This window comes from Allobrachymonas denitrificans DSM 15123 (assembly GCF_900110225.1).
GTDB classification, from domain to species: domain Bacteria; phylum Pseudomonadota; class Gammaproteobacteria; order Burkholderiales; family Burkholderiaceae_C; genus Brachymonas; species Brachymonas denitrificans.
In genome coordinates, this window is sequence record NZ_FOCW01000009.1 from 41,790 (window position 1) to 60,993 (window position 19,204).

The following is a 19,204-nucleotide window of genomic DNA, read 5'->3' on the forward strand; positions in this document are numbered from 1 at the left end:
GTTCAATTTTCCGGCCCGCAGCTCAACAGGCAGGCGAGCCCCATAACATAGTGAGCCAACCGCAAGTGGGCCTGAAGGTTTACATCGTAGAAGACAACCCGGTCATTCGGGAGAATCTGGTAGATACACTCCAGGAACTCGCCGACGCCGAGACCGTGGGCGTCGCCGCCACCGAAAAGGAAGGGGTCAACTGGCTGACCTCGCATCTGCCAGAGTGGGATCTCGCCATTGTCGACCTGTTCCTGCAACAGGGCACGGGACTGGGTGTGGTCGAAGCCTGCAAGGATCGCCCCGACGACAAGAAGGTGGTCGTGTTCAGCAACTACGCCACCAATGACGTGCGCGACCGCTGCGTGCAGATGGGCGTCGACAAGTTCTTCGACAAGTCGCGCGAGATCGATGCGCTGATCGATTACTGCATCGAGATTTCCGAGCAGTAAGCGATCAGGCCAGGGTTCCGGCTGATCAGTCGATCAGCTTGTTCTTCAGTGCGTAATAGGTCAGGTCGCTGTTGGTGTGGAGATTCATCTTCTCCATCAGGCGCGTGCGATAGGTGCTGACCGTCTTCACGCTCAGGGACAGTTCCTCGGCAATGTCGCTGGCCGTTTCGCCCTTGGCCAGCTTGAGGAAAACCTGGAATTCACGCTCGGACAGCTGCTCGTGCGGCAGCACGTCCTCGCCCTTGCCCAGTTGCTGCGCCAGCAGTTCTGCCACACTGGCGCTGATGTAGCGCTTGCCCATGGCAATGGTGCGGATCGCCTTGACGATCTCTTCCGGGTCGCATTCCTTGTTCAGGAAACCGCTCGCACCCTGGCGAATCAGGTTGGTGGCGTAGTGTTCTTCGGGATAGCCGCTCAGGATCAGCACGCCCACATCCGGCGCCTTGGCCCGGATCATGCCCAGCGCATCCATGCCGCTCTGCCCGGGCATGGACAGATCCATGACCAACACGTCCATGGGCTCATTGCGCACCAGATCGATGGCCTCGCGCCCGCTGGCGGCTTCTCCGATCACCCTCAGATCGACCTGTTCCGCAAAAAACTGTTTCAGACCTGCCCGCACAATGGCGTGGTCGTCTACGATACCAACCTTGATCATCAAGCTCTCCAGCGTGGTGATGTCTGGCGCTGCCCGAAAAGCCGGGGCGCCGCTGAACTAGCTGCCCATGTTAACTGTAGAGACCTTCACCAAGGGGTTCACACACCCCTTTATGCGAAAAATTCTTACAGTACTGGTCTTTCTGACCTGTGCTGCCCTGCTGGTCATCAACGAAATCAACTTCCGGGCGACCAACCTTGCCTTCGACGAGGCCGCCACCGCGCGGCGTGTGAACCTGCAGTTGCAATCGCTGATGCTGGCCGTTTCCGATGCCGAAAGCACCCAGCGCAGCTACCTGCTCACCGGCGATGAACGCTACCAGGCCGACTTCATCCAGCACATGAGCGACATCGACACCCAGTCCGCGCAGCTGTCCACCCGCGTGCAGGTGGGGGTGCGCGACAGTGTCGACGCACTGCTGGCCCATGTGCGCGACAAGCAGAAGATCATGGGCGAGACCGTGGCCATGCAGATGGCCGGCGACGTGCAGGGCTGGCAGCGCATCGTGCAAAGCGGGGCCGGACGGGAACTGATGCGCAAGATCCAGGCCCAGGGCGCCCATGTGATCGCCTTCAACAACCTGCGCCTCAAGCGCTTCGACGTGCAGGCACGGCAGTCGCTGCAGATTGCCCGCCTGGCGATGGCCGGCATGCTGCTGTTTGCCGTGGGCATGATCATCCTGATCTGGCGCCAGACCGTCGCCAAGGAGCGACGCGAAGCCCGCGTGCAGCAGATGCTGGAAGCCGAGCGCATCCAGCTGGAAAAGACGGTGGAGCAGCGCACCGAAAGCCTGCGCCGCCTGGCGGCCCATCTGCAGTTGGTGCGCGAGGATGAGCGCGCGCGTCTGGCGCGGGAGCTGCATGACGAACTGGGCGCCCTGCTCACCACCGCCAAGCTGGACGTGGCACGTCTGCGCAGCAGGGTGGACAAGAGCAGCGCCAGCGCACAGGACACGCTGGAACGTCTCGCCCATCTGGCACAGATCCTGAGCGATGGCGTGGCACTCAAGCGCCGCATCATCGAGGACCTGACACCGAGTGCGCTGAGCAACCTCGGCCTGGTGCCGGCGCTGGAGAACCTGACGCGCGACCATGCGGGCAATACCGGCATGGCGGTCGTCACGCGCCTGGAACCGGTGCAGCTGGGCAAGGACAAGGCACTGACCGTGTACCGTCTGGTGCAGGAAGCGCTGACCAACTGCAGCAAGTATGCGCGCGCCAGCCGGATCACCGTCGACCTGTGGGCAGAGGGAGATACCGTCCACGTCCGCGTGTGCGATGACGGCTGCGGCTTCGATACCAGCCAGCTGGCCACCGGCTCGCACGGCCTGGCGGGCATGCAGTACCGCGTGGAAACACAGCGCGGCAGCATTCAGGTGGACTCTTCTCCCGGCAACGGCACCACCATTTCGGCACAGCTGCCCCAGGATCCGGCCCCTGAAGGCGGCGTGACGTAGGTCACCTCCTACAGCGTGTCGTCCGCCGCATACAAATCCTTTGGTGTGCCGACTACTCTTGTAATCCCGCAGGCGGTTACCATATGAATGTCGTCCCCACTATTCTTTCCAAAGGAGATACTCATGGACATGAACAACGTGCAAAACACCACCGACAAGGTCATCAACGACGCCGCCGCAACCACCCAGGAAGTGGCTGACAAGACCTTGACCGCCGCAGGTGCCGCCATGGATAACGCCAGCGATCGCCTGGGCGCTGCACGTGCCCGCGCGACCGAAGCCATCGATCACCTGGCTGGCCGTGCACAGCAATATGCCCGTGTCGGTATCGACAAGGCCAGCGACGCCCGCGACTACGCCAAGCGCAGCCTGCAGAACGCCGGCGATGCCACCAGCAGCTACGTCGAAGAGCAACCCCTGAAGTCGATCGCCATCGCAGCCGGAGTGGGCGCAGCCACAGCCGCCCTGCTGATGATGCTGCGCGGCCGCGACCGCTGATCTGCATCCGCAGGGAAGGCAGGTTCGGGACGGCCTCCAGGGAGGTTATATGGCTGGCCCTGCCTTTTCCATGCGATCGCCGCAGTCGTGAGCCGCACGTTTCCGTGCGTACCCGCTGCGGCTTTTTCATACCGCCCGGGCTCGGGCGGCCCATTTCCGAACAGGCGATCCCATGCTTCACCCCCTTCTCAAGGTCATGATCAAGAAGCCCGATCTGATCGTGACCCATATCGGCAATTACCTGGATCTGTTCCGCGCGGAATCGATGGACGTTGCCGGCAATGCCGTACGTCGCCTGGTAGCCTGGGTGGCAGTCGCCATCACGCTTTCGCTGTTCCTCGTCTTTACCGGCGTAGCCCTGATGCTGGGCCTGCTGCAGAACCAGTTTCACTGGGCACTGGTGGCCGTGCCGGCCATTCCCCTGCTGCTTGCCTTCATTGCCTGGGGCATGACCCGCAAGCCGGTGCTGAGCGCCGAGGTCGGGGAAATCAAGCGCCAGTTCATGGCGGACATCGAAGCCTTCCATGTTGCTGGAGAAAAAGATGCCTGAAAACAATCCCGGCACCACCGAATTGCTGACTCCCTCCCAGCGGCTGGAACAATCCAGACGAGCCCTGCTGGAAACCATGCGCCCCGGTGCCACTGCTGCCATGCAGGCCACCCGCCAGGCTGCCGAAGACGTCGCGCAGCAGGCAGAAACGCTCCAGCCACCCAGCCCGGTGGTGGCACAGGCCCCCTCTTTCGTCGCAGCGGCCGCTACCGAGCCGCCCGAGCCTGGCACAGCCGCTGAAGAGGCCGCCATTGCCCAAAGCACCGAAGCCGTTCCCCCTGCCATGGCGCGCCGCCGCGCACGCCCTGCTGCGCGCGCATGGTCGCTGTCTGGCCTGGTCGACAGCGATACCGGACGCGCCCTGTCCACCGGTGCACTGGCTGCGCAGCGCCTGGTCAATGCCTGGTGGCGTCGCCATCCGCTGCATGTGGTGGCCGACATTGGCGAGCCGCTGCTGGAGAAGTACGCCCGCCGCCACCCCTACCGCCTGCTGGCCATTGCTGCCGCACTGGGCGCTGCCGTGGTGGTACTCAAGCCCTGGCGCTGGAACGGCACACGCCGCTGGGCGCGCAACAGCTTCAGCCGCGAACTGCAGAACATGAACTTCTCGCGCCTGTCGCAGATGGTGGTGGACAGCCTGCTGCACAACGGCAAGCGCTGATTGCCCTGCTTTCGGACACTCCAACGAAAAACAGGCAGCCTTGGCTGCCTGTTTTCTTGTGCGTTAATGCCTTCAGTCAGGCGCGGCCGATGATGTTGGCCGTGGCCACCAGTTCCTGCATCATCGCCAGCGACATCTTGCCGGAGTTGGCGTAGGGGTTGAAGTCGGCATGCTCCGAGTACTTGAGCACGGTGGACGTGTTCAGGCGGGAAATGTCCACGCGGCCCATGGTCCAGCTGCCATAGCTGCGCTCACTGATTTCCTCGTAGTGCAGCAGTTCCACATCGGTGTGGTGCGGATCACGCAGAATGGTGGCGTACAGGCGGTTCACCTCCGTGCGGCTGCCTTCCAGCACCTGCATGAAGATATTGCTGCTGTAGCACAGCGCGCCGGTGATGCCGTGCTCGGCGTTGTAGGTGCGGGCATGCTGCAGGATGTTGTCAAGATCCTTCAGGGCGGCATCGGCGGCACGGCTTACATATAACAGTCTGACCAGCATAAAAACTCCGTTTGGCTTTCAATCCTTCATCGGGATCAGGGACAGGAACTCGCGGCGCAGGTTGGGATCCTTGAGGAACACACCGCGCATGACCGAGTTGATCATCTTGCTGTCCATGTCTTTCACGCCGCGCCAGGCCATGCAGTAGTGCGTGGCCTGCATCACGATGGCCAGGCCATCGGGGTGCGTCTTGTCCTGGATCAGGTCAGCCAGTTGCACCACAGCCTCTTCCTGGATCTGAGGGCGGTTCATCACCCACTCGGCCAGACGCGCGTACTTGGACAGGCCGATCACATTGGTGTGCTCGTTCGGCATGATGCCGATCCACACCTTGCCGATCACCGGTACCAGATGGTGCGAGCAGGCACTGCGCACCGTGATGGGGCCGACGATCATCAGTTCGTTCAGGCGCTCGGCGTTGGGGAATTCGGTCAGCACCGGCTGCGGCACGTAACGGCCACCGAAGACCTCTCTCAGGTACATCTTGGCCACACGGCGTGCCGTGGTGTCGGTGTTGTGGTCGTTCTCGGTGTCGATCACCATGCTGTCGAGCACGCCCTGCATCTTCTCCTCGACTTCGTCGAGCAGCTTTTCAAGCTCGCCCGGCTGGAGAAACTCGGAGATGTTGTCGTTGGCGTGGAAGCGCTTGCGTGCGGCCAGGATGCGTTCCCGGATCTTGACCGATACCGGCGTGCCTTCGTCTTCGGCGGGAGAGGAGGATGTCATGGGGGTCTGGATGAATTCGGACTGCTGAAGCTGTAGAAGCATACCATCTGTAACCCGTTCCACGGGTAGGTTCGACAATCAGCCCTGCGCCGATTGGGGATGCCTGACGCGTCAGCGGTCCAGCTCGAACTCGGCCACCAGCGGCAGATGGTCCGACAGACGCGACCAGGAGCGGATGCCCGTATTGCGCACCGCCGAATCGAGCTGCGGCACGAATTGGCGCACGCGGTGCAGGCCGCGCGAATAGACATGGTCCAGCTGCGCCAGCGGCAGGCGCGCGGGATAGGTGAAATGGGCAGCCGACTGGCATTCGCTGTGCAGGCCGCATTCGGCCATGATCGGCACCAGCTGCTTGCCCCAGTCATTGAAGTCGCCGGCCACCAGCAGCGGCTCGTTCCAGCCGATCTCGCGATCGATGAATTCCTGCAGCTGGCGGATCTGGCGCACGCGGCTGGCGGCGATCAGGCCCAGATGCACCACGATCACGTGCACCGGCTTGCCCTGCAGATTGACCTCGCCGTGCAGCAGGCCGCGCTGCTCGAAGCGGTGGTCCGACATGTCCTCATGCTTGTGCCGCACCACTTCGAAGCGGCTGAGCAAGGCATTGCCGTGCTCGCCGTGCTTGGTGACGGCATTGGTCATGTACAGGGCGTGGTAGCCCTGCGGCTTGAGGAAATCGGCCTGCCCCTGCTGCGGCCAGTTGGCAAAGCGGCGCTCGCCCTGGCGGTTCATCTTGCGCACTTCCTGCAGGCAGACGATGTCGGCATCGAGCTGCTGGATCGCCTGCTGCAGGTTGTGGATCTCCAGCCGCTTGGCCGGGCCCACGCCCTGTACACCCTTGTGGATGTTGTACGTCGCCACCCGCAGCGTGCGCTGCGGTTCGTCGGTCGGCAGAATGCGCTCGGGAACCTGCGGGGGCGCCATGGTTCAAGGCTCCGGTCAGGCGCTCTTGGCCTCGGCCGCCACCGGGTTGCGCAGGCGGATGTGCAGTTCGCGCAGCTGCTTCTCGTCGACCATGCTGGGGGCCTGCGTCAGCAGACACTGGGCACGCTGGGTCTTCGGGAAGGCAATCACGTCGCGGATGGATTCGGCGCGCGTCATCAACGTGATCAGGCGGTCCAGACCAAAGGCCAGGCCACCATGCGGGGGCGCGCCGTACTGCAGCGCATCCAGCAGGAAGCCGAACTTGACCTGCGCATCTTCCGGCGTGATCTTGAGCGCGCTGAACACCTTGCTCTGCACTTCGGCGCGGTGGATACGGACGGAGCCGCCACCCAGTTCCCAGCCGTTCAGCACCATGTCGTAGGCCTTGGCCACGCACTTGGACGGGTCGCTGTCCATGTAGTCCTCGTGACCGTCCTTGGGCGAGGTGAAGGGATGGTGCATGGCATTCCAGCGGTCTTCGTCCTCGTCGTATTCGAACATGGGGAAGTCCACCACCCACAGCGGCGCCCAGCGGTCCTCGAACAGGCCGTTCTTCTTGCCGAACTCGCTGTGGCCCACCTTCAGGCGCAGCGCGCCGATGGAGTCGTTCACGATCTTGGCCTTGTCGGCACCGAAGAAGATCAGGTCGCCGTCCTGGGCGCCGGTGCGCTCCAGGATCACGTTCAACGCGGCATCGTGCAGGTTCTTGACGATCGGGCTCTGCAGGCCTTCGCGGCCCTTGGCCTTCTCGTTGACCTTGATCCAGGCCAGGCCCTTGGCACCGTAGATCTTGACGAATTCGGTGTAGCCATCGATCTCGCCACGGCTCATCTGGCCGCCCTGCGGTACGCGCAGCGCCACCACACGGCCACCAGGGGTGGTTGCCGGCGTGGAGAACACCTTGAAGTCCACGTCCTTCATCACGTCGGTCAGCTCGGTGAACTGCAGCTTCACGCGCAGGTCCGGCTTGTCGGAACCGTACAGGTGCATGGCATCGGCGTACTGCATGACCGGGAACTCGCCCAGGTCCACATCCATGGTGTTGCGGAACACCTGCTTGATCATGTCCTGGAACAGCGCGCGGATCTCGTCCTCGCCCAGGAAGGAGGTTTCGATGTCGATCTGGGTGAATTCGGGTTGACGATCGGCACGCAGGTCTTCGTCGCGGAAGCACTTGGTGATCTGGTAGTAGCGGTCGTAGCCGGCCACCATCAGCAGCTGCTTGAACAACTGGGGAGACTGCGGCAGCGCGAAGAAGTGGCCGTCGTGCACACGGCTGGGCACCAGGTAGTCACGCGCGCCTTCGGGCGTGCTCTTGGTCAGCATCGGGGTTTCGATGTCGATGAAGCCGTTGGCATCGAGGAACTTGCGCACTTCCATCGCCACCTTGTAGCGCAGCATCAGGTTGCGCTGCATGTAGGGGCGGCGCAGATCCAGCACGCGGTGCGTCAGGCGCGTGGTTTCGGACAGGTTGTCGTCATCCAGCTGGAACGGCGGCGTGACGGAGGCGTTGAGCACGTTCAGCTCGTGGCACAGCACTTCGATCTTGCCGGTGGTGATGTTGTCGTTGGTGGTGCCTTCGGGGCGCGCACGCACCAGACCCTTGATCTGCACGCAGAACTCGTTGCGCAGGTCTTCGGCGACCTTGAACATCTCGGGACGGTCCGGGTCACACACCACCTGCACATAGCCTTCGCGGTCGCGCAGGTCGACGAAGATCACGCCACCGTGGTCGCGACGGCGGTTGACCCAGCCGCACAGGGTTACAGTCTGGCCCAGCAGGGCTTCGGTCACCTGACCACAATAAATCGAACGCATAGCCATATTTTTCTCGGTCTTTCTCGTTCCGCCGGATGCGGAACCTGCTTGATGTTACTCGGTCTTTTCCGGATGTGCGGGCGGCGCGGCCGGAGCAGCTGCCGGAGCCTGTGCCGCCTGCGGCAGCGGCTTGCCGGCCATCGCCCCCTTGCGCGACAGATTGCCCACATGCTCGGGCGGCACCACCACCCCCATGGAAATGATGTACTTGAGGGCTTCGTCCACCGTCATGTCGAGCTCGATCACGTCGTCGCGCGCCATCATGAGGAAGAAGCCGGAGGTCGGGTTGGGCGTGGTCGGCACATAGACGCTGACATGCGCGCCGGGCAGGTGCCGTGCCACTTCACCACCGGGATGGCCGGTGAGGAAAGCCACCGTCCAGGAACCATGGCGCGGATACTGTACCAGCAGCGCCTTGGAGAAGGCCTTGCCACTGCCGGAAAACAGCGTGTCGGACACCTGCTTGACGCTGCTGTAGATGGAGCGCACCACGGGGATGCGCGCCATCAGCGCGTCCCACTGACGAATCCACCACTGGCCGACGATGTTGGCAGCCAGTGTGCCGGTTAGCAGGATCAGCAGACCCAGCGCCAGCACGCCGATGCCGGGAATCTTCATCACGGCCTGCGCCATGCCGGTCAGGCCCGGCACCACGGCCTCGATCGTGGCCAGGATGCTGACGAAAATGCCATCCAGCATGCCAAGCAGCCACATGAGCACCCAGACGGTGATCACCAGCGGCAGCCATACCAGCAGGCCGGCGATGAAGTATTGTTGGAGCTTGCTCTTGAACATACGTGTGCGGGGAAAGGGTCAGTCCTTGCTGGTGCTGGCTGCCGGGCAGGATGCGCAGGCGCTGCTATCGGACGCCTGGCTGGTTGCCGGAGCGCTGGTGGCGCCCTGGCCGCCGCGGAAATCCGTTGCGTACCAGCCGGAACCCTTGAGCTGGAAGCCGGCCGCCGTCACCTGCTTGCGGTAGCTGTCGGCTCCGCAGGAGGGGCAAATGCTCAGGGGGGTGTCACTGATTTTCTGCAGGACATCGGCGCTGTGGCCGCAGGCTTCACAACGGTAGGCGTAAATCGGCATGGCTCTTCAGGAAAGGGACAAACAGGAACACCTGCCGGAATTGGCAGGGCAACCTGTGATTATAAAGTCCGGCCATGACTTGCGCTTGACGATAAGGCCTGAAGGCCGCATCGCAGCAGCCTCTGCGCCACATCAGGCGATGAGCCGCCCTTCCACTTCCGGCGAGCCTTCGAAGTGCGGCACGCGGCCGCGATCCGGCGCAATCCACTGCGGCAGCAGCGAGCCCGCCACCATGCCCACCATGGAGGCGAGCAGACCGGCCAGCTGCTGCGGGAACACCTCACCCCAGCCGGGCACGAAAATGAACAGCAGCCACACGCCCACACCCAGCAGCACCGAAAAAATACCCCCCTGCGTAGAAGCGCGCTTCCAGTACAGACCCGCCACCAGCGGCACGAAAGCCCCCACCAGCGGCACCTGGTAGGCACCGGACACCATCTCGTAGATGGAAGTACCTTCCATCAGGATGGCGTACACCAGCACGATGCCGGCAAACACCAGCACGGAAATGCGCATGGCAAACAGCGTGGCCTTGTCGCCCATGTTGCGCACGAAGTGGCGCAGGATGTTCTCGACGAAAGTGGTGGTGGGCGCCAGCAGCGTGGCGGAGGCGCAGGACTTGATGGCCGACAGCAAGGCGCCGAAGAACACCACCTGCATGACGAACGGCATCTTCTGCATCACCAGCGTGGGCAGCACCTTCTGCGGATCATCGGCAATCAGCGCGCTGGTCTGCTCGGGCATCACGATCAGCGCCGTGGCCACCAGAAAGATCGGCACGGCAGCAAAGATGATGTACATGCTGCCGCCGATCACCGGACCCCAGGTGGCGGCGCGCAGGTCCTTGGCCGACATCACGCGCTGGAACACGTCCTGCTGCGGAATGGAACCCAGCATCATGGTGATGGCTGCGGCAAAGAAGAAGATGATGTCGTGCCACTGGGGTTCGGGCCAGAAACGGAACAGGTCCTTGCTGGTGGCCAGATCAAGCACCGGCTGCACACCACCCGCCATGTCGCTGGCATAGTAGGCCAGCAGCAGCAGGCCCACGATCAGCACGATCATCTGGATGAAGTCCGTCACCGCGACCGACCACATGCCGCCGATCAGGGTGTAGATCAGGATGGAGAGCACGCCCAGCACCATGCCCATCTGCACGGACACCGTGCCCTCGCTCAGCAGATTGAACACCACGCCCAGCGCGGCCACCTGGGCCGACACCCAGCCGAGATAGCTGATCATGATGATGATGGAGCAGAACACCTCGACAAAGGTACCGTAGCGCACACGGTAGTAGTCGCTGATGGTCAGCAGGTCCATCTTGTACAGACGGCCGGCAATGAACAGGCCCACCAGGATCAGGCAGGTGCCGGCACCGAAGGGATCCTCCACAATGCCGCCCAGACCGTCCTGCATGAACTTGGCCGGGATGCCCAGCACCAGCTCCGAGCCGAACCAGGTGGCGAAGGTCAGCGTGATGATCATCGCCAGCGGCAGGTGGCGGCCGGCTACGGCAAAGTCGGCCGTGTTCTTGACGCGCCGCGCCGCATACAGGCCGATGCCAATGGTGATCAGCAGGTAAACAAGGACCAGGGTAATCAGCACAGGGGGTGTCTCCGCGAGGCTTCAGCTGTTGCACCATGCAACAAAATCAGCGCATTATCGCGGCAAAGCCCTGCCAACAGCGCCCTCCCCGGCCTGCACGCGCCGCTGTTACGGCAGCGCATGCGGCAGGTGCGGCACATTTGCCACACTGCGCCCCCCCGGCCGCCTGTGCGCCCACTCAGCCCAGCTGGATGCGGATGAACACCTGCATGGCCAGCATGCCCAGTGCAAAACCGACAGCACCGTACACCAGACCCTGCAACAGGCGGTTGGTGCGCTTCTGCTCGGCCAACAGCGCCAGCAGTTCGCGGTTCTGCACCGGCTGGCTTTCGGCGCCCTGTTTGAGGTAGCCATGCAGCAGGCGCGGCAGGTGCGGCAGCATGCGCGCCAGATGCGGCACTTCGTTCTTCAGCTCGGTCAGGAAGCGCTTGGGGCCCAGCTCGTCCAGCATCCACTTCTCGAGGAAGGGCTTGGCGGTACTCCACAGGTCGAGGTCGGGATCGAGTTCGCGGCCCAGGCCTTCGATGTTAAGCAGCGTTTTCTGCAGCAGCGTGAGCTGCGGCTGGATCTCCACATTGAAGCGGCGTGAGGTCTGGAACAGGCGCATCAGCACGATGCCCAGCGACAGCTCCTTGAGCGGACGGTCGAAATACGGTTCGCACACGCCGCGCACGGCGGCTTCCAGCTCGTCCACGCGGGTGGTCGAAGGTACCCAGCCGCTTTCGATGTGCAGCTCTGCCACGCGCTTGTAGTCGCGTCGGAAGAAGGCGATGAAGTTCTGCGCCAGGTATTCCTTGTCGTTCTCGGTCAGCGTGCCGACGATACCGAAATCGAGCAGGATGAACTGGCCAAAGCTGCCCGGCTCCACGCTCACCTGCAGGTTGCCGGGGTGCATGTCGGCATGGAAATAGCCATCACGGAACACCTGCGTGAAGAAGATGTTGACGCCATCGCGCGCCAGCTTCTTGATGTCTACGCCCAGGGCGCGCAGCCGGTCGATCTGGTTGATCGGAATGCCGTTCATGCGCTCCATCACCAGCACGTCCTGCGAGACCAGATCCCAGTACATCTCGGGAATGCGCACCAGATCCAGGCCTTCCATGTTGCGGCGCAGCTGCGCGGCGTTGGACGCCTCGCGCACCAGATCCAGTTCATCGTGCAGGTACTTGTCGAACTCGGCCACGACTTCGCGCGGCTTGAGGCGGCGCCCGTCCTCGCTCAGTCGTTCGACCCAGCCTGCCATCATGCGCATCAGGCTCAGGTCCTTCTCGATCACGTCGAGCATGCCCGGGCGCAGTACCTTGACGGCGACGTCCTTCTCGGTGCCCTGGCGCGTGCGTACCTTGGCGAAATGCACCTGCGCAATCGAGGCGCTGGCAACCGGCACCCGGTCGAACTCCGTGAACAGCGCATCGATCGGCTTGCGGAATGCGCGCTCGATGGTCTCTACCGATACCTCGGCCGGGAACGGCGGCACGCGGTCCTGCAGCTGGGAGAGTTCGACAGCGACATCGGGCGGCAGCAGGTCGCGCCGGGTGGACAGCACCTGGCCGAACTTGATGAAAATGGGGCCGAGGCTTTCCAGCGCCATGCGCAGGCGTGCGCCCCGCGGAGTGTTGTAACGCCGGCCCAGCGAGAGCACGCGCGACAGCATGCGCAGACCGCCATGCGGCGCGGAAGACAGCAACAGATCGTCCAGTCCGTAGCGGAAGAACACCCAGACGATGTACGCACCACGGAAGAATTTCATGAAGTGTGGCTTTCGCGTTTCTGTTCGTCCCCGGTCTTACTGCCCGGCATGGCGGGCGCCACCTTGTCGACCACGCCGCGGGCGGCATTCGCGATGCCGCGCACTGCACGCGCAATGGTATGGGCCGGCACGTCACCAATGACGCGGGCCAGGTCTTCCTCGACATCCCAGCGCAGGTGGTCGGCCATCCAGTTGATTTCTGCGGCCAGCTGCACGTCGCCTTCGATGCGCACCGTGGGTTTGTCGCCCTTCATGGCGGACTGCGCCATGGCCCAGGGGGATTGTTCCTCGACCGTGATGGTCAGGTCGGGAGTCTGCTCGGCCGTTGCAAGGTCGAACAGGCCGGCCGGAGTAACCTGCAGGCGCATCTCGAACTGGCGCCAGCGCGCCAGCACCACCCGCTCCTTCTGGCGGGCCAGGCGGTTTTGCGCCTCTGCCTCCTGCATCACCACATGGTTGAGCAGGAGCACCATGCGGCGCTGCCCTTCATGCACCAGCCATTGCGGCGGTGCCAGCTTGCCCATCAGGCCGGACGCGGATTCGGCCAGACGGCCCAGAAAAGAAAAGGGAGACTGTGTATCCATAGTCTCCCATTCTCCCCGATTTTCAGGCGCGCACGGCAAGATGCGCGTTGCAATTCGTATTAGTGCGTGGCCTGCACTCCGGACACCTGCATGGCCTGCACACCCGCCACCAGCCAGCCAGCGCCGCCGGTCTTGGACTTGCTCATGTTCCACACCTCATGGAAGGGGCTCGGGCCGGCAGATTCGTCTTCCTTGACCATGCCGGAGAACTCCACGCTGGCCAGGTAGTCGGTCGGCGTTTCCTCGATGCCCAGCAGCTGTGCCTGCAGCATCTCGACTTCGGTCTTGTTCGCCTTGCCGCCTGCCTCTGCCTCGCGCTCGGCCAGCTGCTGGCGGATCTCGCCCAGCATTTCGTCGGTCATCATGGCGCGCAGGCTGCTCACGTCACCGCGATCCCAGGCATCCTGCAGGGTCACGAAGTTGCGCTTGGCAGCGTCCAGGAAGCCCTGCACGTCGAAACCGGCGGGAATGCCCCAGTTCTGCGAACCGGACAGGCCGGAACCGATCATGCTGCCGCCAGCGGCCTGCTCGGCCTGGAATGCCACGCCCTGGCTGCCCTGGCTTTCCCAGGGACGGGCGGAGGCGTCATTGCCCACGTTCTTGGGGTTGTAGCTCTGGGGAGCCGCAGCACCGCCCTGGTAGGCGGGAACCGGGCCGCGCGCGGCCGGTGCCGACGAGGAGCGACGGACCATGCGGAACAGCATCAGGCCGCCCATCACTAGCAGCAGGATCATCAGCATGTTGGCGAAACCTTCGCCAAAGCCCAGGGCATTGGCCAGCCATGCCAGGCCCAGACCGGCTGCCAGGCCACCCAGGATGCCGCCCCAGGGCTTGCGCTGCGGCGCAGTCTGTGCAGGTGCAGTCTGGTTGGCCGTGCGGCCGGGCTGCGTCTGCTGCATGCCGGCGCCCGGTTGACCCGGAGCGGTCGGCGTGGATTGTTGTTGCGTGACGTTGGACGATTGACGGCCGAAGGATTTGCCGCCGCCCATGCGCTTGGCTTCGGCATGCAGGCTGGTGACGGACAGGACGACTGCCAACAGGACTGGCATGAGTCTTCGCATGGAATGGCTCCTTTGTGCGGGTTGAAAAAACTGCTTTAGCCCACGTGGGGATGCTTGCGGCAATTGCAATGGCTGCCGCTGCACGTCAGCACTTGATGCCGACGTGCAGGGCCACCACGCCTGCGGTCAGGTTATGGTAGTCGACATGGCCGAAACCGGCCTGCTTCATCAGGCCCTTGAGTTCTTCCTGGCCCGGATGCATGCGGATGGACTCTGCCAGGTAGCGGTAGCTGTCGGCATCACCGGCCACCAGCTGGCCCAGACGGGGCAGGATGTTGAAACTGTACCAGTCGTAAGCCTTTTCCAGCGGCTTGGCGACCTTGGAAAACTCCAGCACCAGCAGCTTGCCGCGCGGCTTGAGCACGCGGTTCATTTCCTTCAGCGCCGCATCCTTGTGCGTCATGTTGCGCAGGCCGAAGGCCACGCTGACCACATCGAAATGGTTGTCGGGGAACGGCAGCTTCTCGGCATCGCACACCACCGTGGGCAACACCAGACCCTTGTTCAGCAGGCGGTCACGGCCGGTGCTGAGCATGGCGAAGTTGATGTCGGTATGCACCACCTGGCCGCTGCTGCCCACCTTCTTGGCAAAGGCCAGCGACAGGTCGCCGGTACCACCGGCGATATCGAGCGCGCGATCACCCTCCTTCAGGTTGGCCACCATGAGGGTATAGGCCTTCCAGGCGCGGTGCAGGCCGCCCGACATCAGGTCGTTCATGACGTCGTATTTGGAGGCGACGGAATCGAACACGCCGCGCACGCGCGTGGCCTTGTCCTTCTCGTCGACGGTTTCAAAACCGAAATGGGTCTGGCTCATGGGGGAATCCTTGGCGGAAAAATGGGGCTAAGGGCGATTCTACGCTGCAGGGTGGCAAGCTTAGTGGCCGCAGCCCCCGCTGCCACACCCTTGGGCGGGCTTGAGGGACGGCAATTCCTCGTCACGCGAAGCCCCTGCCGCCTGCAGGCGCTCCTCGTACTCGGCCCACAGGCGCGGTTGCTCGGTGCCCAGCCAGTAGAGATAGTCCCAGGAAAAGATGCCGCTTTCGTGCCCGTCGCTGAAACGCGGCTGGATCGCGTAGTGCCCCACCGGTGCCAGATCGACGATGTCGACCAGGCGCTTGCCGGTCTGTAGCACCTCCTGTCCGGCTCCGTGGCCCTTGACTTCGGCCGAGGGGGAATAGACGCGCATCAGCTCGAACGGCAGCAGGAAGGTCTTGCCATCGGCAAAGGCCACCTCGAGCTGGCGCGAACGGGCGTGGACGGTGATGTTGGTGGGTTGCGGCGTATCGGGGGTCAGGCCAGCCATGAAAAGCTCCGGTCAACAGGAAAGACCGCCTCAGCGGCGGTCATGCAGGGCATGGGCAATGGTACCGAGATCGACGTATTCGAGTTCGCTCCCGGCAGGAACCCCGCGCGCGAGTCGGGTCACCTTGAGGCCGCGTGCCTTCAGACGCTCGCTCAGCACATGGGCGGTGGCTTCGCCTTCGGCGGTGAAATTGGTGGCGAGGATCACTTCCTGCACCACGCCGTCACCGGCGCGGTCGAGCAGGCGGTCCAGGCCGATATCCTGCGGGCCGATGCCATCGAGCGGGCTGAGCTTGCCCATCAGCACGAAATACAGGCCGCGAAACGCCTGCGTGCGCTCCAGTGCGGACTGGTCTGCCGGGGTTTCGACCACGCAGAGCTTGCTGCGGTCGCGGCTGGCATCCTGGCAGGTTTCGCACACCTCGTGCTCGGTGAAGGTGTGGCACAGGCGGCAATGGTGCACGCTGTCGCAGGCATGCTGCAGCGCCTGCGCCAGTTGGCGTGCCCCGGCGCGGTCATGCTGCAGCAGGTGAAATGCCATGCGCGAGGCCGACTTGACGCCCACCCCCGGCAAGCGCCGCAGTGCCTCGACCAGAACCTGAAGCGCATGCGCCTGAGCCACTACGGATGCCGCTCTCTCAGAACGGGAACTTCATGCCGCCCGGCAGACCCGGCATGCCGGCGGGCATGACCTTGGACATCTTCTCCTGGCTGACTTCCTCGGCCTTGCGCACGGCGGCGTTGAAGGCGGCGGCCACCAGGTCTTCCAGCATGTCCTTGTCGTCTTCCAGCAGGCTGGGGTCGATCTCGATGCGCTTGACATCGTGCTTGCAGGTCATGGTGACCTTGACCAGGCCGGCACCGGATTCGGCCTGCACTTCGACGTTGGCCAGTTCGTCCTGCGCCTTCTTCAGGTTGTCCTGCATGGCCTGGGCCTGCTTCATCAGGCCGGCGAGTTGTCCCTTGTTGAACATGGAATTGCCTTTCAATACGGAATGGTGGGTGGGAGGCTGGCGGCGTCTTCAGCTCATGCGCCTTGCGCACCAGGCTCCCGGGTAAATCGGATGGACCCCGCAACAGGCTGCGCGCCCAAGTCGCGCATCATAGCCTGAACATACGGATGTCCGGTGAAGGTCTGTTCGGCGCGTTCCTGCTCCGCCGCGCGGGCCTTGGCCAGGCGCATGCCGGGGGTATCGACCACGCGGCCGCACTCGATGCGCAGCAGCACGGCATGCCCCAGTTCGGCCAGGGCACCCTCGAGGCGCTTGCGACTGCCTTCATGGTTCAGGGTTTCGCTCTCGACGCGGATGGTCCAGAGCGCCTGTGCGGCACCCGCCTCCTGCTCTGCCTGCTGCAGCAGTTGCGATTGCAGCAGCAGTTCGCGGGCGATGCCGGTCAGCAGGCCACGGTCGATGAGGGACTCGGCCAGCGCATGCCAGGCTTCGCCCAGTTCGGTGGGAACCAGACGGCGTTCGGCGGGCTGGGCACTGGCGGCGGGTGCACCCAGGGGGCGCTCGCGGCGCGATGCGGGCAGTTCGACCACGGGCAATACCAGCGCTGCCTCGGCCGGTTGTGGAACGGGGATGCGCTCCTGCGGAAGGTCTGCCGGGGCGGACGCCATGGGCTGGCCTTCTTCCTCCTGGTACTCGGGAGGGATGTCTTCCCAAGGGGCGATCGATACCGGGTCTGACGCGGCTGCTGCAGGAGCGGCTGGCGTTTTTTGAGCCTGCGGAGAGGCTGCCTCATCGTGGCTGGCAGGGATTGCCTGAGACAGGGACTCGCTTTCGTTGCGCGCCGCGTCAGCCTCAGCGGGACGCGCTTCCGTTGTTGCAGCAGATCGCTCTTGCGGAGCGTCCTGTGTCGGCGACGCCCATGGGGGTGTGCCGCCATCTGCTTCACTTCCCGGAGGGGCCTCGGAAGCAGTGGTTTGCTGCAATCCAGCTGATTCGACTGGCTGCTCTGGCACGCTGGCCGGAGCCGGAGCCGGAGCCGGAGCCGGAGCCGGAGCCGGAGCCGGAGCCGGAGCCGGAACTGGAGCTGGAGCCGGTGTGGGTGTGGGTGTGGGTGTGGGTGCGGGTGCGGGTGCGGGTGCAGGTGCAGGTGCAGGTGCAGGTGCGCCAGGATTATTCAGAGTTTTTTTTTCAGCCGCATCACCACCAACGGGCGACGCTGCCTGCATGGATTGCCCTTGCGGTTGCTGGAATGCCAGCAGACGCAACAGGATCATGGTCATGGCCGCATACTCATCCGGAGCCAGGCCAAGTTCATTGCGACCGTGCAGACACAGGCTGTAGAGCAGCTGAGTCTCGTCCGGCGGCATCAGGGCTGCCAGACGGCGGATTTCGGCTTCGTCCGGATTACCGTCGTCGCCAGCCTGCGGCACCATCTGCCAGACGGCCATGCGTTGCAGGATGCGTGTCATGTCTTCCAGCGCATGCGCGGCCGACAGGCCGTGCATCTGCAGGGCCTGCACCACCTCCAGCACCTGTGCCGGAGCACGTTGCGCCAAGGCTTCGATCAGGCGGAACACATAGCTGCTGTCCACGCTGCCCAGCATCTGGCGGATGGATGCCAGCTGCAGGCCTTCCGCCCCACCCTGGCCCGCGCTGAAGGCGATGGCCTGGTCGGTCAGCGACAAGGCATCCCGCATCGAGCCGCGCGCGGCACGTGCGAGAAGATGCAAGGCACCGGGATCTGCCGCAATCTGCTCGGCCTGCAGCACGTGCTGCAGATGCTGGAATACCGTTTCCGGCACCATGGGACGCAGATTGAACTGCAGGCAGCGGCTCAGCACCGTCACAGGCACCTTCTGCGGATCGGTGGTGGCCAGTACGAATTTCAGGTACTCCGGCGGCTCTTCCAGCGTCTTGAGCATGGCGTTGAACGCCGTGTTGGTCAGCATGTGCACTTCGTCGATCATGAAGACCTTGAAGCGCCCCTGCACCGGCTTGTAGACGGCCTGCTCGAGCAACCCCTGAACCTCGTCCACGCCGCGGTTGGACGCTGCATCCAGTTCCGTGTAATCGACAAAACGGCCTGCATCGATCTCTGTGCAGGCCTGGCATACGCCGCAGGGTTGCGCGGTCACACCACCCTGCCCGTCCGTGCCGGTGCAGTTGAGCGACTTGGCCAGAATGCGCGAAACCGTCGTCTTGCCGACACCGCGCGTGCCGGTAAACATGTAGGCATGGTGCAGGCGCCCGGTCGTCAGCGCGTTGCTGAGCGCCTGCACGACATGCTCCTGCCCCACCATTTCGGAGAAGGTTTTGGGACGGTATTTTCGGGCGAGCACCAGATAGGACATGGCGCTATTCTAAACGCGGCTTCAGGAACGGCTTGGCGGGAAAAATGGGCTGGAGCCCGCTGGACGGTAATTGCAACCCGGGTTCAGATGCCACTCAATTGCGGGTGGGCATCGCCGCCAAAATGCTGCGCCAGATAGGACTCTGCGTGCTCAAGCATGTAGTAGCGGAAGGCTTCCGCCGCTGGTGAACCGCCCCGGGTTTCGAGGAGGCTGGTTGGTTTAAGTGGACACCTCTGCCAAGGTGTTGCTGTCGGCAAGTTGCCTCCAGTAGTTTGCCTC

Annotated in this window: 22 protein-coding genes; 5 read left to right on the top strand and 17 right to left on the bottom strand. The window is 63.7% G+C overall.

Annotated features, from left to right (window positions below):
• Positions 1-65 precede the first annotated feature (65 nt).
• Positions 66-440, top strand: coding sequence for a response regulator (locus tag BMW28_RS11290; protein WP_091818012.1), 375 nt, complete (start codon positions 66-68; stop codon positions 438-440).
• A 25-nt stretch (positions 441-465) separates the two neighbouring features.
• Here BMW28_RS11290 and BMW28_RS11295 read toward each other — a convergent pair whose 3' ends face one another.
• Entirely contained in the window at positions 466-1,098 is a 633-nt protein-coding gene (locus BMW28_RS11295; RefSeq protein WP_091818053.1) for a response regulator, read from the bottom strand.
• A 112-nt stretch (positions 1,099-1,210) separates the two neighbouring features.
• On the opposite strand from BMW28_RS11295, the gene BMW28_RS11300 reads away from it, so the two are divergent.
• The 4 genes from BMW28_RS11300 to BMW28_RS11315 all read left to right on the top strand — a co-directional run bounded on the left by BMW28_RS11300 (position 1,211) and on the right by BMW28_RS11315 (position 4,263).
• The gene (locus tag BMW28_RS11300; RefSeq protein ID WP_159430755.1) at positions 1,211-2,554 is read left to right on the top strand and encodes a CHASE3 domain-containing protein; all 1,344 of its coding nucleotides are present in this window, start codon (positions 1,211-1,213) and stop codon (positions 2,552-2,554) included.
• A 123-nt stretch (positions 2,555-2,677) separates the two neighbouring features.
• Positions 2,678-3,052 (top strand): glycine zipper domain-containing protein, encoded by a 375-nt coding sequence (locus tag BMW28_RS11305; RefSeq protein WP_091818016.1) that lies wholly within the window; start codon positions 2,678-2,680, stop codon positions 3,050-3,052.
• A gap of 172 nt (positions 3,053-3,224) precedes the next feature.
• On the top strand, positions 3,225-3,602 hold the full coding sequence (locus BMW28_RS11310) for a hypothetical protein (protein ID WP_143280597.1): 378 nt from the start codon (positions 3,225-3,227) through the stop codon (positions 3,600-3,602).
• The gene (locus BMW28_RS11315) at positions 3,595-4,263 is read left to right on the top strand and encodes a hypothetical protein (protein WP_091818019.1); all 669 of its coding nucleotides are present in this window, start codon (positions 3,595-3,597) and stop codon (positions 4,261-4,263) included. Before BMW28_RS11310 ends, BMW28_RS11315 begins: the two co-directional genes overlap by 8 nt.
• Before the next feature lie 76 nt (positions 4,264-4,339).
• On the opposite strand, the gene BMW28_RS11320 is transcribed toward BMW28_RS11315, so the two are convergent.
• The 16 genes from BMW28_RS11320 to BMW28_RS13175 form a co-directional block, all read right to left on the bottom strand.
• Positions 4,340-4,762 (bottom strand): BLUF domain-containing protein, encoded by a 423-nt coding sequence (locus BMW28_RS11320; protein ID WP_091818020.1) that lies wholly within the window; start codon positions 4,760-4,762, stop codon positions 4,340-4,342.
• Positions 4,763-4,780: 18 nt separating this feature from the next.
• Positions 4,781-5,488 carry a GTP cyclohydrolase I gene (gene folE, locus BMW28_RS11325; RefSeq protein WP_091818055.1) on the bottom strand — a complete coding sequence of 236 codons (708 nt, stop codon included), beginning with the start codon at positions 5,486-5,488 and terminating at the stop codon, positions 4,781-4,783.
• Between the two features lie 111 nt (positions 5,489-5,599).
• Complete coding sequence (locus tag BMW28_RS11330) at positions 5,600-6,412, bottom strand: endonuclease/exonuclease/phosphatase family protein (protein WP_091818022.1); 813 nt, start codon at positions 6,410-6,412, stop codon at positions 5,600-5,602.
• A gap of 15 nt (positions 6,413-6,427) precedes the next feature.
• Positions 6,428-8,236 carry an aspartate--tRNA ligase gene (aspS, locus tag BMW28_RS11335; protein ID WP_091818024.1) on the bottom strand — a complete coding sequence of 603 codons (1,809 nt, stop codon included), beginning with the start codon at positions 8,234-8,236 and terminating at the stop codon, positions 6,428-6,430.
• A 48-nt stretch (positions 8,237-8,284) separates the two neighbouring features.
• Positions 8,285-9,025, bottom strand: a complete 741-nt coding sequence (locus BMW28_RS11340) for a DUF502 domain-containing protein (RefSeq protein ID WP_091818026.1) — start codon at positions 9,023-9,025, stop codon at positions 8,285-8,287.
• An 18-nt stretch (positions 9,026-9,043) separates the two neighbouring features.
• The gene (locus tag BMW28_RS11345) at positions 9,044-9,316 is read right to left on the bottom strand and encodes an FmdB family zinc ribbon protein (protein ID WP_091818027.1); all 273 of its coding nucleotides are present in this window, start codon (positions 9,314-9,316) and stop codon (positions 9,044-9,046) included.
• Positions 9,317-9,448: 132 nt separating this feature from the next.
• Entirely contained in the window at positions 9,449-10,921 is a 1,473-nt protein-coding gene (locus tag BMW28_RS11350) for a high affinity choline transporter 1 (RefSeq protein WP_091818029.1), read from the bottom strand.
• A 178-nt stretch (positions 10,922-11,099) separates the two neighbouring features.
• Positions 11,100-12,671 carry a ubiquinone biosynthesis regulatory protein kinase UbiB gene (gene ubiB, locus BMW28_RS11355; RefSeq protein ID WP_091818031.1) on the bottom strand — a complete coding sequence of 524 codons (1,572 nt, stop codon included), beginning with the start codon at positions 12,669-12,671 and terminating at the stop codon, positions 11,100-11,102.
• Positions 12,668-13,255 (bottom strand): hypothetical protein, encoded by a 588-nt coding sequence (locus BMW28_RS11360; protein ID WP_200785791.1) that lies wholly within the window; start codon positions 13,253-13,255, stop codon positions 12,668-12,670. The genes ubiB and BMW28_RS11360 overlap by 4 nt, the downstream gene beginning before the upstream one ends.
• A gap of 59 nt (positions 13,256-13,314) precedes the next feature.
• Positions 13,315-14,316, bottom strand: a complete 1,002-nt coding sequence (locus tag BMW28_RS11365) for a Tim44 domain-containing protein (RefSeq protein WP_091818033.1) — start codon at positions 14,314-14,316, stop codon at positions 13,315-13,317.
• An 85-nt stretch (positions 14,317-14,401) separates the two neighbouring features.
• The gene (gene ubiE / locus BMW28_RS11370; protein ID WP_091818034.1) at positions 14,402-15,133 is read right to left on the bottom strand and encodes a bifunctional demethylmenaquinone methyltransferase/2-methoxy-6-polyprenyl-1,4-benzoquinol methylase UbiE; all 732 of its coding nucleotides are present in this window, start codon (positions 15,131-15,133) and stop codon (positions 14,402-14,404) included.
• A 60-nt stretch (positions 15,134-15,193) separates the two neighbouring features.
• Positions 15,194-15,622 (bottom strand): gamma-butyrobetaine hydroxylase family protein, encoded by a 429-nt coding sequence (locus tag BMW28_RS11375; RefSeq protein ID WP_091818036.1) that lies wholly within the window; start codon positions 15,620-15,622, stop codon positions 15,194-15,196.
• A 30-nt stretch (positions 15,623-15,652) separates the two neighbouring features.
• Entirely contained in the window at positions 15,653-16,243 is a 591-nt protein-coding gene (gene recR, locus BMW28_RS11380) for a recombination mediator RecR (RefSeq protein WP_091818038.1), read from the bottom strand.
• A gap of 16 nt (positions 16,244-16,259) precedes the next feature.
• Positions 16,260-16,595: a YbaB/EbfC family nucleoid-associated protein gene (locus tag BMW28_RS11385; RefSeq protein WP_091818040.1), complete on the bottom strand. Its 336-nt coding sequence runs from the start codon at positions 16,593-16,595 to the stop codon at positions 16,260-16,262.
• A 53-nt stretch (positions 16,596-16,648) separates the two neighbouring features.
• Positions 16,649-18,925, bottom strand: coding sequence for a DNA polymerase III subunit gamma/tau (dnaX, locus tag BMW28_RS11390; protein WP_091818041.1), 2,277 nt, complete (start codon positions 18,923-18,925; stop codon positions 16,649-16,651).
• An 83-nt stretch (positions 18,926-19,008) separates the two neighbouring features.
• A partial coding sequence (locus BMW28_RS13175) for a hypothetical protein (RefSeq protein ID WP_234970130.1) occupies positions 19,009-19,204 on the bottom strand: 196 nt, incomplete at its 5' end.

Excerpts from the sequence above, each read along its gene's own strand:
- BMW28_RS11295 (WP_091818053.1), bottom strand. The coding sequence starts at position 1,098 with ATGATCAAGGTTGGTATCGTAGACGACCACGCCATTGTGCGGGCAGGT.
- BMW28_RS11300 (WP_159430755.1), top strand. The coding sequence starts at position 1,211 with ATGCGAAAAATTCTTACAGTACTGGTCTTTCTGACCTGTGCTGCCCTG.
- BMW28_RS11305 (WP_091818016.1), top strand. The coding sequence starts at position 2,678 with ATGGACATGAACAACGTGCAAAACACCACCGACAAGGTCATCAACGAC.
- BMW28_RS11310 (WP_143280597.1), top strand. The coding sequence starts at position 3,225 with ATGCTTCACCCCCTTCTCAAGGTCATGATCAAGAAGCCCGATCTGATC.
- BMW28_RS11315 (WP_091818019.1), top strand. The coding sequence starts at position 3,595 with ATGCCTGAAAACAATCCCGGCACCACCGAATTGCTGACTCCCTCCCAG.
- BMW28_RS11320 (WP_091818020.1), bottom strand. The coding sequence starts at position 4,762 with ATGCTGGTCAGACTGTTATATGTAAGCCGTGCCGCCGATGCCGCCCTG.
- folE (WP_091818055.1), bottom strand. The coding sequence starts at position 5,488 with ATGACATCCTCCTCTCCCGCCGAAGACGAAGGCACGCCGGTATCGGTC.
- BMW28_RS11330 (WP_091818022.1), bottom strand. The coding sequence starts at position 6,412 with ATGGCGCCCCCGCAGGTTCCCGAGCGCATTCTGCCGACCGACGAACCG.
- aspS (WP_091818024.1), bottom strand. The coding sequence starts at position 8,236 with ATGGCTATGCGTTCGATTTATTGTGGTCAGGTGACCGAAGCCCTGCTG.
- BMW28_RS11340 (WP_091818026.1), bottom strand. The coding sequence starts at position 9,025 with ATGTTCAAGAGCAAGCTCCAACAATACTTCATCGCCGGCCTGCTGGTA.
- BMW28_RS11345 (WP_091818027.1), bottom strand. The coding sequence starts at position 9,316 with ATGCCGATTTACGCCTACCGTTGTGAAGCCTGCGGCCACAGCGCCGAT.
- ubiB (WP_091818031.1), bottom strand. The coding sequence starts at position 12,671 with ATGAAATTCTTCCGTGGTGCGTACATCGTCTGGGTGTTCTTCCGCTAC.
- BMW28_RS11360 (WP_200785791.1), bottom strand. The coding sequence starts at position 13,255 with ATGGATACACAGTCTCCCTTTTCTTTTCTGGGCCGTCTGGCCGAATCC.
- BMW28_RS11365 (WP_091818033.1), bottom strand. The coding sequence starts at position 14,316 with ATGCGAAGACTCATGCCAGTCCTGTTGGCAGTCGTCCTGTCCGTCACC.
- ubiE (WP_091818034.1), bottom strand. The coding sequence starts at position 15,133 with ATGAGCCAGACCCATTTCGGTTTTGAAACCGTCGACGAGAAGGACAAG.
- BMW28_RS11375 (WP_091818036.1), bottom strand. The coding sequence starts at position 15,622 with ATGGCTGGCCTGACCCCCGATACGCCGCAACCCACCAACATCACCGTC.
- BMW28_RS11385 (WP_091818040.1), bottom strand. The coding sequence starts at position 16,595 with ATGTTCAACAAGGGACAACTCGCCGGCCTGATGAAGCAGGCCCAGGCC.
- dnaX (WP_091818041.1), bottom strand. The coding sequence starts at position 18,925 with ATGTCCTATCTGGTGCTCGCCCGAAAATACCGTCCCAAAACCTTCTCC.